The sequence below is a fragment of the Gemmatimonas sp. genome (assembly GCF_021298855.1).
Classification (GTDB): Bacteria; Gemmatimonadota; Gemmatimonadetes; order Gemmatimonadales; family Gemmatimonadaceae; genus Gemmatimonas.
On the sequence record NZ_JAJTHI010000031.1, the window covers coordinates 58,674 to 70,819 of the forward strand.

The 12,146-nt window shown below is 65.9% G+C and carries 10 protein-coding genes and 1 other RNA gene; 10 read left to right on the forward strand and 1 reads right to left on the reverse strand.

The window, feature by feature from the left end; translation table 11 throughout:
* Positions 1–2: 2 nt before the first annotated feature.
* From LW840_RS10735 to LW840_RS10770, 8 genes are read left to right on the forward strand one after another with little or no spacing between them, the layout of a single operon-like run.
* Positions 3–1,307 (forward strand): Mur ligase family protein, encoded by a 1,305-nt coding sequence (locus LW840_RS10735; protein ID WP_291266586.1) that lies wholly within the window; start codon positions 3–5, stop codon positions 1,305–1,307.
* Between the two features lie 9 nt (positions 1,308–1,316).
* Positions 1,317–2,618, forward strand: a complete 1,302-nt coding sequence (gene hisS / locus LW840_RS10740; RefSeq protein ID WP_291260992.1) for a histidine--tRNA ligase — start codon at positions 1,317–1,319, stop codon at positions 2,616–2,618.
* The gene (gene proS, locus LW840_RS10745; RefSeq protein WP_291276965.1) at positions 2,615–4,084 is read left to right on the forward strand and encodes a proline--tRNA ligase; all 1,470 of its coding nucleotides are present in this window, start codon (positions 2,615–2,617) and stop codon (positions 4,082–4,084) included. The genes hisS and proS overlap by 4 nt, the downstream gene beginning before the upstream one ends.
* A 20-nt stretch (positions 4,085–4,104) precedes the next feature.
* Positions 4,105–5,376: a diaminopimelate decarboxylase gene (gene lysA, locus LW840_RS10750; protein WP_291276966.1), complete on the forward strand. Its 1,272-nt coding sequence runs from the start codon at positions 4,105–4,107 to the stop codon at positions 5,374–5,376.
* The gene (locus LW840_RS10755) at positions 5,376–5,888 is read left to right on the forward strand and encodes a metallophosphoesterase family protein (RefSeq protein ID WP_291260989.1); all 513 of its coding nucleotides are present in this window, start codon (positions 5,376–5,378) and stop codon (positions 5,886–5,888) included. Before lysA ends, LW840_RS10755 begins: the two co-directional genes overlap by 1 nt.
* Positions 5,888–7,438: a glutamine-hydrolyzing GMP synthase gene (gene guaA / locus LW840_RS10760; protein WP_291260988.1), complete on the forward strand. Its 1,551-nt coding sequence runs from the start codon at positions 5,888–5,890 to the stop codon at positions 7,436–7,438. The genes LW840_RS10755 and guaA overlap by 1 nt, the downstream gene beginning before the upstream one ends.
* 7 nt (positions 7,439–7,445) lie before the next feature.
* Positions 7,446–8,948, forward strand: a complete 1,503-nt coding sequence (locus tag LW840_RS10765; RefSeq protein WP_291266588.1) for an amidohydrolase family protein — start codon at positions 7,446–7,448, stop codon at positions 8,946–8,948.
* Between the two features lie 19 nt (positions 8,949–8,967).
* On the forward strand, positions 8,968–10,326 hold the full coding sequence (locus tag LW840_RS10770) for an MATE family efflux transporter (RefSeq protein WP_291273092.1): 1,359 nt from the start codon (positions 8,968–8,970) through the stop codon (positions 10,324–10,326).
* A gap of 16 nt (positions 10,327–10,342) precedes the next feature.
* Here the strand turns inward: LW840_RS10770 and LW840_RS10775 are convergent, their stop codons facing one another.
* Positions 10,343–10,795: a PTS sugar transporter subunit IIA gene (locus LW840_RS10775; protein ID WP_291260985.1), complete on the reverse strand. Its 453-nt coding sequence runs from the start codon at positions 10,793–10,795 to the stop codon at positions 10,343–10,345.
* An 81-nt stretch (positions 10,796–10,876) separates the two neighbouring features.
* Here LW840_RS10775 and dusB point away from each other — a divergent pair, with 81 nt between their 5' ends.
* Both dusB and ssrA read left to right on the forward strand, forming a co-directional pair.
* On the forward strand, positions 10,877–11,938 hold the full coding sequence (gene dusB, locus LW840_RS10780) for a tRNA dihydrouridine synthase DusB (RefSeq protein WP_291260984.1): 1,062 nt from the start codon (positions 10,877–10,879) through the stop codon (positions 11,936–11,938).
* Positions 11,939–12,007: 69 nt separating this feature from the next.
* Positions 12,008–12,146, forward strand: a transfer-messenger RNA (tmRNA) gene (gene ssrA / locus LW840_RS10785); the annotation flags it as partial.

Sequence of the window (12,146 nt, forward strand, 5' to 3'; positions counted from 1 at the left end):
CGGTGACGGCACTCGCGCCGGACGCCCTGGACGCCGCATACCACGAGGCGCTGGGCCGGCTGTTCGCGCGCACGGGAGGGGCGTGGCGCCTGGGGTTGGAGCGCGTGACGGCCTTGCTGTCGGCCCTCGGCGACCCACATGTCGCCTATCCGGTCTTTCATGTGGCCGGCACGAATGGGAAGGGGAGTACCGTGGCCACGCTCGATGCCCTGCTGCGCGGGGCCGGGATGCGCGTAGGACGGTACACCTCGCCGCACCTCGTGGACTTCTCCGAGCGAGTCGTCGTGAACGGTGTGCCCATGACACACGCCGCGATCACGGCGTGGCTGACCCGATGGGAGCCGCTATTGAGCGACCTCGGGGCGACCTTCTTCGAAGCCACCACCGCGATGGCCCTCAGCCATTTCGCGGAAGAGCGGGTCGAGGTGGCCGTCGTGGAGGTGGGATTGGGCGGGAGACTCGACGCCACGAATGTCGTGCAACCGCTTGCTGCCGGTGTCACGCAGATCGGCTTCGACCACATGGAGTATCTGGGCGATTCGCTGGAAGCCATTGCCGGCGAGAAGGCGGGCATCTACAAAGGGTCGGCGGTCGCGGTCGTTGGCGATACCTCGCCGGAGATCCGATCGGTGTTGCAGAAGCACGCGGAAACCGCCGGAGCCGCCCCCGTTCTGGTGACGGGTCGCGATTGGCAGGTCGAGGACATCCGCGTGCATGCGCAGGGCACCACCTTCACCCTCCACGCGGACGGGCAGTGCCGGCGCCTCACCACCCCCCTGGTGGGACAGTTCCAGGCGCACAATGCCGCCGCGGCGCTCGCCATGCTGCGAGGGGCTGGTGGCCGTTGGGCGGAGGTGGAGGCGCGAGCGGCCGATTGGCTGCCGGGGGTACGGCTCGCCGGTCGGTTTCATCAGGCTCCGCCGTGGCTCTTCGACGTGGCGCACAACGCCGATGGCGCGGCCACGGTCGTGGAGAATCTGCTGGCCGTGGGCATGCCGCATCCCTTGACGGCCGTGGTCTGTGTTCTCCGCGACAAGGACTGGCGCGGAATCATCCGGGCCGTCGCCCGTGCCGCCGAGCGGATCGTGGTCACGATTGCCCCCACGTCACCGCCGAACCGTGTGTGGGACCTCGTCGAGGTGGAGCAGTGGGCGCTCGCCGAAGAATTGCCGATAGAACGCATCGATGATTTCGGCCATGCGCTTGCTCATGCCCGCGCCGAGGCGGCCACGGTACTGGTGACGGGGTCATTCCACACGGTCGGAGACGCCATGGAACGGTTGCAGGTGCATCCATTGGCTCGGTAGCTTACCGGGATGTCCCACAAGCCGCTGCCCGGATTCCGCGATTTCTATCCCGACCAGTTCGCCGAGCGAGCCCACATCTTCGATACCTGGCGCCGCGTCGTGCGGCGCTATGCGTTTCAGGAGTACGATGGCCCGCCCCTCGAACCGCTCGAACTGTATACGCAGAAGAGCGGGGAGGAGATCGTCACCCAGCTCTACAACTTCGTGGACAAGGGTGAGCGTGCCGTGGCGATGCGTCCGGAAATGACGCCGACCTTTGCCCGCATGGTCGGCGCGAAGGCGCAAACCCTGCGCAAGCCGGTGCGCTGGTTCTCGCTGCCGCAGCTGTTCCGCTACGAGCGCACGCAAAAGGGCCGATTGCGTGAGCACTACCAATTGAACGTGGATATCGTCGGCGAAGCGGACGTGCTTGCGGACGCCGAGCTCCTGTCGGTGGCGCTGGAGATCATGCGGGCGTTCGGCCTCACCGCCGCCGACGTGCGCGCGCGGGTGAGCGACCGACGCCTGCTCAACGGCTTGCTGACGCATCTGGCGATCGCCGAGACGGCGTGGCCGGCGGTGTACGCCGTACTGGACAAACTCGAGCGGCAGCCGCGTGAGCTTTCCGGCGAAACGCTGGCCGAGGCGGGGCTCGATCATGAGGCGGCCACGGCGGTGCTCGGGTTTGGCGCCCTCGATTTCGCCACGGTGCAGACGCGCTACGGCGATGCACCTGCCGTACAGCCCCATGTGGCGCGTTTTGCCGAGTACCTCGCCCATTGTGACGCCCTTGGCGTGGCCGACTGGATCCGGTTCGATCTCACGATCGTGCGCGGGCTGGCGTATTACACCGGTATCGTGTTCGAGCTGTTCGATCAGGTGGGCGAATTCCGCGCGATTTGCGGCGGGGGGCGGTACGACACCCTGCTCAAGTCGCTGGGTGGCGCGGACCTGCCGGCGCTGGGTTTCGGCATGGGCGACGTGGTGATCGGTGAATTGCTGCGCGCCCGGGGGCTCATGCCCCCCCTGCCATCGACGGTGGCGGTATGGGTGGCGCAGTCACCGGACACACCGGATGCGCCGCACGCCGCGCTGCGTACGGCCACGGCGTTGCGCACCGCCGGATGCACGACCGAGTTCGCCTTGCGGGCGCAGCGACTGGACAAGCAGCTGGAGTCCGGGCGCAAGGCCGGCGCCGGGACCTTCGTCATCGTGGACCCCGGCGCGCCAGACGCCCCCTGGCGCGTCCGGCGAGCCGGCAGCGCGGACGTGACCTTTTCTTCGCTCGAGGCGCTGTGCGCCTGGGCATCCTCGAACGGAACCGTACGATGAGTGACGACAAGAAGCTGACCACCCGTGCCGAGAACTTCAGCGACTGGTACAACGAACTTGTGCTGCGGGCCGAGCTCGCTGACTACTCGCCCGTTCGCGGCTGCATGGTCATCCGGCCGCACGGCTATGGCGTCTGGGAGCGCATGCAGCGGGCGCTCGACGACATGTTCAAGGCCACAGGGCACGTGAACGCATACTTTCCACTGTTCATTCCCGAGAGCTTCCTGTCGAAGGAGGCGCAGCACGTGGAAGGGTTCGCGCCCGAGTGCGCGGTGGTGACCCATGGCGGCGGCAAGCAGCTCGAGGAGCGCCTCGTGGTGCGCCCCACATCGGAGACGATCATCTACTCGATGTTTGCCAAGTGGGTGCAGAGTTATCGCGATTTGCCGTTGCTGTACAACCAGTGGGCGAACGTCGTGCGGTGGGAGATGCGCACGCGGCTGTTCCTGCGCACGATGGAGTTTCTCTGGCAGGAAGGGCACACCGCGCACGCCACGCACGATGAGGCGGAAGCGGAGACACGCCGAATGCTGGGCGTCTACCGGGATTTCATGGAAGGCTGGATGGCCATGCCGGTCATCACGGGGCAGAAGACGGAGAGCGAGAAGTTCGCCGGCGCGCTGCGCACCTACGCCTGCGAAGCCATGATGCAGGACAACAAGGCGCTGCAGGCGGGCACTTCGCACAATCTGGGGCAGAACTTCGCCAAGGCGTTCGATCTCACGTTCCAGAACGAGCAGGGGCAGCAGGACTACGCATGGAACACCAGTTGGGGGGTGTCCACGCGCATGATCGGTGGGTTGGTCATGACCCACGGAGACGACAGCGGCCTGCGCCTGCCTCCCCGCCTGACGCCCATCCAGATGGTGATCGTCCCCATCTGGAAGACCGACGAGGAGCGCGCGGCGACGATCGAGGTGGCGAAGCGGATTGCCGAAGAGTTGGGCAGCTACAAGCGCCCCGACCACGAGCGCATCCGGGTGCATGTGGACGACCGCATCGGCATCAAGCCGGGGGCCAAGTATTACCACTGGGAGCTGCGTGGCATCCCGCTGCGTTTGGAAATCGGCCCCCGTGACCTGGCCGCCAATTCGGGGATGCTGGCGCGTCGCGATACCCGCGAGAAGCGCAGCATCAGCCTCGACGCGCTGCGCACCGAGCTGCCGGCCATACTCGACACCATCCAGGCGGACATGCTGGCCGCGGCGCGGGCGCGCCTCGAGGCCAACACGATTCGTGAGCGCATCAGCTACGATCGGTTCAAGGAAGTCATGGATGGTCCGGGCGCCTTCGTCTACGCCGGGTGGAATGGCGACCCTGCCGTCGAGGCCAGGGTGAAGGAGGAGACCAAGGCGACGATTCGCGTCATCCCCGATGCGGAGTTCCGGTCTTCCGAGGCTCCGACCACGTGCATGGTGACCGGTGAACCGGCCAAGTACGAGGTCGTGTGGGCGCGGTCGTACTGACGTCGAGCGAGGCGCCACGCATGCCGACCACCGGGTTCACGACCATCAACGGCGTGCTGCATGCCGACCAGGTACCGCTGCCAGCCATCGCGGCGGCGGTCGGCACGCCGGCGTACGTATACTGCGCGAATACCGTACGCGATCGCTTTCGCCGCCTGGACGACGCCTTCGCAGGGGTGCCGCACCACATCCACTTTGCGGTCAAGGCCAACTCGAATCTGCACATGCTCTCCCTCCTGCGCGCACTCGGTGCGGGCGTGGACATCGTCTCGGGGGGAGAGCTGTTCCGCGCACTGGAGGCCGGCTTCGGCGGTCGTGACGTGGTGTTCAGCGGCGTGGGGAAGACGGTGGCCGAGATCGAGCAGGCGCTCCGGGCCGGGGTCGCGCTCATCAATGTCGAGTCGGAGGCCGAACTCGTTGCCATCGACCATGTGGCCGGCGGCCTCGGCCTCACGGCGCCGATCGCCATTCGCGTCAATCCGGAAGTCACCGTGGAGACGCCCCACGCGTACATCAAGACCGGAGAGAAGGGACAGAAGTTCGGTATTCCGCGTGACGACGTGGCCCGCCTGATCGCGATGATCGCGACGCTCCCCCACGTGGAGCTGCGCGGCCTCGGCATGCATCTCGGGTCACAGATCAGCAATGCCGACCCCCTGCGGGATGCCTTGCCCCGATTGCTCGCAGCCATCGCCCATGCGCGTGCCAAAGGGCACCCCGTGACGTACATGGACGTGGGGGGCGGTCTTTCGGTTCCGTACGAGCCGAACGAGACGTCGGCCGACCTCGACGACTACGCCCGCCTGGTCCGCGCTGCGGCACTGGAGACGGGACTGACGCTGCTGCTCGAGCCGGGGCGCTATCTCGTGGCGGAGTCCGGCGTGCTGCTGACGGAGGTGTTGTATCGCAAGCACGCTGCCGGCAAGGATTTCGTCGTGACGGACGCCGGCATGAATGATCTCATTCGTCCGGCCCTCTACCAGGCGTATCACGCGATCGAGGTGGTGCGCCACACCGCGGGAGCACTCACGGCCGACGTGGTGGGCCCCATCTGCGAATCCGGCGATTTCTTCGCCAAGGCACGTGTGCTCCCCGACGTGCAGGCGGGGGCACTGCTCGCCATCCGCACGGCCGGCGCGTACGGCTTCACCATGGCTTCCAATTACAACTCGCGTCCGCGACCGGTTGAGGTGCTCGTCGACGGCGAGCGCTTCGCCGTGGCCGGGGCACGTGAACAGTTCGATGATCTGGTGCGCCTCGAGCGCGCCCCCCTCCACTGGAGAACTGCCTGATGCGCATCGGTCTGTTGTCGGACACCCACGACCGCGTCCCTGCCATACGCGAGCTGCTCCAGCACATGGTCGCTGGCGGCGTCTCACTCGTGATGCACGCGGGGGACTACTGCTCCCCCTTCTCGTTGCAGCCGTTCCACGACCTCTCGTTGCCGCTGCTCGGGGTGTTCGGACGCAACGATGGTGATCGCGCTGCCCTGATGGCCGCTGCGAAGACCGGTTTCGGCGCCGCCGAGCTGTACGAGTCGCCGCACAGCTTCGACCTGGGCGGCAAGTCGGTCCTGCTCGTGCATGATCTCGCTGATGTCCACCAACGCTCCATCGACGGGCACGAGGTGATCGTGCATGGCTTCACGCATGTTCCCGAGATGAAGGCTCGGGGCGACTCGCTCCTGGTCAATCCGGGCGAGGGGTGCGGCTGGCTGCACGGCGCACCCACTGGGGCCATCCTCGACCTCGACACCAAGGCCATCGAGTTTCTGAAGCTCACCGGACCCGAGTGGAAGGTCTGATGCAGAAGACACAGAGCCGCATCCTCATCCTCGACTGCGGGTCGCAGTTCACGCAGCTGATCGCGCGACGGGTGCGCGAGGCGCGCGTGTATTCCGAGATTCATCCGCCGACCCGGTCGCTCGCCTGGATCCGCGAGTGGCAGCCCACGGGCATCATCCTGTCGGGAGGCCCCAGCAGCGTGACGGACGAGGGGGCTCCAACCGTCTCGCGCGACCTGCTCGACATTGCGCCGGTCCTTGGCGTGTGTTACGGCATGCAGCTCATCGCGCACCTGGAAGGCGGCGCCGTGGTTGGTGGCGGGCGACGCGAGTACGGCCGCGCCGAGGTTACCATCGACGACCCTGCGGGGCTGTTCACGGGGTTCGACGCGGGCGAACGCACGACCGTGTGGATGAGTCACGGCGACCATGTGGATGAGGTCCCGCCCGGCTATGTGGCCACCGCGCACAGTGGCACCACCTGCGCCGGCTTTCGCCACGCCACGAAACCCGTTCACGCCGTCCAGTTCCACGCCGAAGTGCACCACTCGGTCCGTGGTGCCGAGATCATTCAGAACTTCCTGTTCGGCGTGTGCCGTTGCGCGCCGGACTGGACGCCCGGGCACTTCATCGAGCAGGAAGTGGCGCGCATCCGCGAACTCGTGGGGGACCGGCAGGTCATCTGCGGCCTTTCCGGTGGCGTGGACTCGAGCGTGGCCGCGGCGCTCGTGCACAAGGCCATCGGTGATCAGCTCACCTGCATTTTCGTGGATACGGGGTTGCTGCGGCTCCATGAGCGCGACCAGGTGGAGCGCACGATGGGTGAACACCTGGGCATCCGGCTCATCACCGTGCGCGCCGAAGAGCGATTCCTCACCGCGTTGGCCGGCGTGGGCGACCCTGAGCGCAAGCGCAAGATCATCGGCGAGCATTTCATCCGTGTGTTCGAGTCGGCCAGCGCCAACGCCGGCACGGAGGCGGCGTTCCTGGTGCAGGGGACACTCTATCCGGATGTCATCGAGTCGGTCAGCGCCAAGGGAGGGCCAAGTGCCACCATCAAGACGCACCACAACGTGGGCGGACTGCCCAAGGACATGACGTTCCAGCTCATCGAGCCGCTGCGTGAGCTGTTCAAGGACGAAGTGCGCAACGTGGGGCGCGAACTCGGTCTGCCGGAAGAGATGGTGGGGCGTCACCCGTTCCCCGGTCCTGGCCTCGCCATCCGGGTGCTCGGGGAAGTGACTCCGACCGCGCTCGACATGCTCCGGCGTGCGGATGCGATCTATCTGGAAGAAATCCGGGCGGCTGGCCTCTACCCCGATATCTGGCAGGCGTTCGCCGTGTTCCTGCCGGTGCGTTCGGTGGGGGTCATGGGTGATGGCCGCACCTACGAGCACGTCATCGCGCTGCGCGCGGTGACGAGCACCGACGGCATGACGGCCGACTGGTTCAACTTCCCGCACGAAGTGCTGGGACGCATTTCGAACCGCATCATCAACGAGGTGGACGGCGTGAACCGCGTGGTGTACGACGTGAGTTCGAAGCCGCCCGCCACCATCGAATGGGAGTGAACCGCTGATGCGTATGGCCGACCGCATTTCCCGGCTCGTTGGCATGGGCCTCATCTCACTGGCGTTCGCCTCCGAACTCGCGGCGCAGTCGGCGCCGACGCACGGCGTGCGCCCGCGCCGCATGGCCATTCGCAACGCCATGGTGATCGAGGGGAACGGGACGCCCGCCGAGGGGCCCAAGGACATCATCCTCGAGGGCAATCGCATCGTCGACATCGTGGCACTCGACCCGGTGGCCGTGAAGTCGGGGACCGTGCGCCGCGCGCCGGCCGATGTCGAAATTGACGCCACGGGGAAGTACGTCCTGCCCGGGTTGATCAATCTGCATGGACACGTGCAGGACGAACGCGGTGGCATTCCGCAGCCACTCGACTATCAGCTCAAGCTGTGGTTGGGCATGGGGATCACGACGGTGCGGGATGTCTCCAGTGAGACGCCCAAGACCCTGCAGCTGCGGGCGCGCAGCCTGACCGGCGACATCGCGGCCCCCCGGCTGTACGTCTACGCGCGCTACGCCTACATGCCGGTGCCCCGCAACGAGGCGGAAGCGCGCCAGCGGGTGCGTGATCTCAAGTCGCTCGGGGTCGATGGACTCAAGCTGTTCGGGATGGACAAGGACGTCTACCTGCCCGTGCTGGACGAAGCGCGCAAGCTTGGCCTGCGCACCGCGCATCACATGGCGGTTGATGAAACCAACGCGTGGGACGCCGCAAAGGGTGGGCTGACGAGCATCGAGCACTGGTATGGGGTTCCCGATGCGGCGATCATCGACGGGGTGCAGCCCTTCCCGTCGAACTTCAACTATGCCGACGAGGGCATGCGCTTCCGCTACGCCGGACGCCTCTGGCGGGAAGCCGATCCGACCCGGCTGCAGGAGGTGCTCAAGGCGATGGTGCAGGGGGGGGTTGCCTGGAATCCGACCCTCGAGATCTACGAGGCCAGTCGCGACCTCCAACGCGCGGAAACCCAGCCGTGGTTTGCACAGTACCTGCACCCGACGCTCGAGAAGTATTTCCGCCCCGACCCCGCCAACCACGGGTCGTACTTCGCGAACTGGAGCAGTACCGACGAGGCGTACTGGAAGGAGAACTACCAGATCTGGTTCCGCGCGGTGCGTGATTTCGAGCGACTCGGCGGCCTCATCGGTGCCGGCGAAGACGCGGGGTTCATCTATCAGGTGTACGGCTTCGGCCTCATCCGTGAACTCGAGCTGCATCAGGAGGCGGGCTTTCCCACGCTCAAGGTGCTGCAGCATGTCACCGCCAACAACGCGCGCATTCTCGGTGAAGAGCAACGCCTGGGCCGCGTCCGGGCAGGCTATCTCGCCGATCTGGTGGTGGTGAATGGCAACCCGCTGGAAGATCTCAAGGCGTTCTATCCGCCTCGCGCCGATGCAGCGGCGGGGTCCGGCGGTGGCATTCAGTGGACCATCAAGGATGGGATCCCGTACGATGCGCCGCGGCTGTTGCGTGAGGTTCGCGAGCTGGTGAAGGCGGCGAAGGCGCCGTGATCGCGGAGCGGCACCCATCGTGAGTGCTTCGCGCGGCTGGCGCGCCGACCTGCGCGACATGGCCCAGGTCGCCGCGCCGGTCGTGCTCATCAACGTGGGCATACAGGCCATGGGCGTGGTGGATACGCTCATGGTCGGTCGGCTCGGCGGCGCCGCCATCGCCGCGGTGGCGCTCGGCAACTTCTATTTCTTCAACGTCAGCGTCTTCGGCATCGGCCTGCTCTTCGCCATTGACCCCGTGGTGGCCCAGGCAGTCGGTGCCGGCGATCGGCTGGGTATCACGCGCGGCGTGCAGCGCGGCCTCGTGCTGGCGCTTGGGGTGTCGCTCGTGGTCATGGCGGCCCTTCTTCCCGGTGAGTGGCTGCTCACGGTGCTCGAGCAGCCCCCCGAGGTCATTGGCGAAACCGCGGTGTACGCCAGACGCCGAGTCCTTGGCGTCATCCCGTTCTTCCTCTTTGCCGTGCTGCGCCAGACACTGCAGGCGATGGGGCCGGTGCGTCCGATCATCGTGGCGGCATTGGTCGCCAACCTCGTCAATGCCGCTGCCAACTGGCTGCTCATCTTCGGGAATCTCGGTGCCCCGGCACTCGGGGTCGAGGGCGCCGGCTATGCAACGACCATCGCCACGTGGGTCATGGCCCTCGTTCTGGCGTGGCTCGCGTGGTCGTTGGTCGGGACGCATATCGTGCCGTGGCATCCGGAAACGATGGCGCGTGCCCCGATGCTCCGCATGCTGCGCATCGGCATCCCCATTGGCGTGCAATGGTTCTTCGAGAGCTTCGCCTTCGGCCTGACTGCGCTCTTCATGGGCTGGATGGGTACAGCCTCCCTTGCCGGTCACGAGATTGCGCTCAACATGGCCGCGCTCACGTTCATGGTGCCGCTGGGGGTATCGGGAGCCGCTGCCGCCGTTGTGGGGCGTGCCATCGGACGCGGCGATCGCAGCACGGCCCAGCGCGATGCGGTGGCCGCGATTGTGTGCGGCGTGGGGTTCATGTGCATCAGCGCCCTGGTGTTCATCGGGGCGCCGGAGTGGTTGACGTCACTCTACACGAACGAGCCGGCGACGGTGGCGGTTGCCGTGTCGTTGATTCCCTTGGCCGGGTGGTTTCAGGTCTTCGACGGTCTGCAGGCGGTGACCAGCGGCGTGCTGCGGGGGACCGGGGATACGCGCATACCGGCCATGCTGCACCTGATCGCGTTCTGGGGCGTAGGAATTCCGCTGGGCTACTATCTGGGGTTCCATACCCCATGGCGTGAACAGGGGTTGTGGATGGGGCTGGTGGCCGGATTGGCGGCAGCAGCCCTCCTGCAAAGCGCGCGCGTGGTCCGACGACTGCAGTCGGACATCGCGCGCGTGCAAATCGACCATTCCTGAACCACCCGTGGCAGCGCTACACGCGCTTCTCTTCCAGCAAAGCCATGAACTCGGCGGGTGATCCGATCTGGAGCAGTCGGCCCGGCACGTCGCTCTCCTTGCTGAACTGCGCAATCTTGCCGAGCACGGGGAGGTACTGATTGGAGACCTCGAGCGGCGGCGCGACGATGAGAAAGAAGAAGTTGACGGGCTTGTCGTCGATGGCCTTGAAATCGACGCCGTCCTTCTTGCGGCCGAACGCGACGCGCAGGCGGTTGACGACCAGCGATCGGCAATGAGGAATGGCGATGCCTCGGCCGATGCCCGTCGAGCCCAGATTTTCACGCCGCTTGAGCATCTTGAAAAGCATGCCCTCGGACTTCTCGTCGAGCTTGAGCAGCCCGATCAGTTCCTTCAGGATCTCATCCTTGCTGGTGCCCTGAAGCTCCAGTTGGACGGCGTCTTCGGAGAAAAACTCGCGCAGTTCCATAGCCTCGCAACCTAACCGTCGGACGCGCCGAGTCAAACCGGACGCGTTGCCCCCCGGTTTGGGCGTCGCTACTTTCAGTACATGGCCAAGTCCTTGCCCCGCAAGACGTTTCCCTTTCCGGTCCCGAACCAGACGCCGCTCTATCTGGCTCCCATGGCCGGTGTATCGGAATCGCCGTTCCGTCGCTTGTGTCATGGCCATGGCGCGGATGTGGTGATCACGGAGTTTCTGTCGGCCGAAGGCATCCGCCGGGAGAACGAAGCAACGATCAGCAAGCTGCGCTTCAATCAGGACGAGCGGCCGATCGGGGTACAGATCTTCGGGGCCGACCCGCGGGCCATGGCCGATGCGGCCGCCATGGTCACCGATCTGTTCATGCCCGACTTCGTCGACATCAACTTCGGATGTCCGGTCAAGAAGGTCGTGCGGCGCAACGGAGGGTCCGGGTGCCTCAAGGACCTGGATCTGGTGCAGGAGATCATCCGTGCGGTGTCGAAGGCCACGCCGCTCCCCGTCACGGTCAAGACGCGCAGTGGCTGGAACGAGGAGATGCGCGACCCGGTCGGCATTGCGCTTCGCATGCAGGATGCCGGCGCCACTGTTTTCACGCTCCATGCGCGGACCCGGACCCAGATGTACAGCGGCCAGGCGAACTGGGACGAGATTGCGAAGGTCGCCGACGCACTCGACATCCCGGTGCTGGGAAACGGTGACATCAAGACGGCATCCGACGCCAAGCGGATGCTCGACCATACGCGGGCCGACGGCATCATGATCGGTCGCGGGTCCTACGGCCAGCCGTGGATCTTCAATCAGGCGCGGGCGCTGATCAACGGCGAGCCAATGCCGGCCACGCCAGCGGTGCACGAGCGCTTCGCAATTGCCCTTGGACATGCGCGCATGGTGCAGGCCTACGAAACGGATCCCATCGGTGCGGCGATCGAGTTCCGCAAGCACCTGGGGTGGTATGTGAAGGGACTTCCCAACTCCGCCGATCTGCGTGCCAAACTGCATCAGGTGCGCGACTTTGCTGAAGTGGAGGCGATCTTCGCGAACTACCTCCTCTTCTACGATGAGTATGTCGCGCGGGGCGCGAAGGCCGACGATCCGGATGTGTCCGATCTCACCTGCGAAGCCGCCTGACAGCGGCGGCGCAGTTGCCGGAACCGGGGTGGGGCGTATAGTGTACGAAGAGGCAGTACCGTTCGAACCGGGGGTGACTGGCTTCGACGGGGTTGGTGAAGCTCTGGTAGCGTGCCCAGGTACTCGAGCACCTGGTTAAACACTCGGGAAAACCACAATCGCGAACAACAACCTCGCGCTCGCTGCCTAACCTTCGGGTTACGTAGCA

Excerpts from the sequence above, each read along its gene's own strand:
- hisS (WP_291260992.1), top strand. The coding sequence starts at position 1,317 with ATGTCCCACAAGCCGCTGCCCGGATTCCGCGATTTCTATCCCGACCAG.
- proS (WP_291276965.1), top strand. The coding sequence starts at position 2,615 with ATGAGTGACGACAAGAAGCTGACCACCCGTGCCGAGAACTTCAGCGAC.
- lysA (WP_291276966.1), top strand. The coding sequence starts at position 4,105 with ATGCCGACCACCGGGTTCACGACCATCAACGGCGTGCTGCATGCCGAC.
- LW840_RS10755 (WP_291260989.1), top strand. The coding sequence starts at position 5,376 with ATGCGCATCGGTCTGTTGTCGGACACCCACGACCGCGTCCCTGCCATA.
- guaA (WP_291260988.1), top strand. The coding sequence starts at position 5,888 with ATGCAGAAGACACAGAGCCGCATCCTCATCCTCGACTGCGGGTCGCAG.
- LW840_RS10765 (WP_291266588.1), top strand. The coding sequence starts at position 7,446 with ATGCGTATGGCCGACCGCATTTCCCGGCTCGTTGGCATGGGCCTCATC.
- LW840_RS10775 (WP_291260985.1), bottom strand. The coding sequence starts at position 10,795 with ATGGAACTGCGCGAGTTTTTCTCCGAAGACGCCGTCCAACTGGAGCTT.
- dusB (WP_291260984.1), top strand. The coding sequence starts at position 10,877 with ATGGCCAAGTCCTTGCCCCGCAAGACGTTTCCCTTTCCGGTCCCGAAC.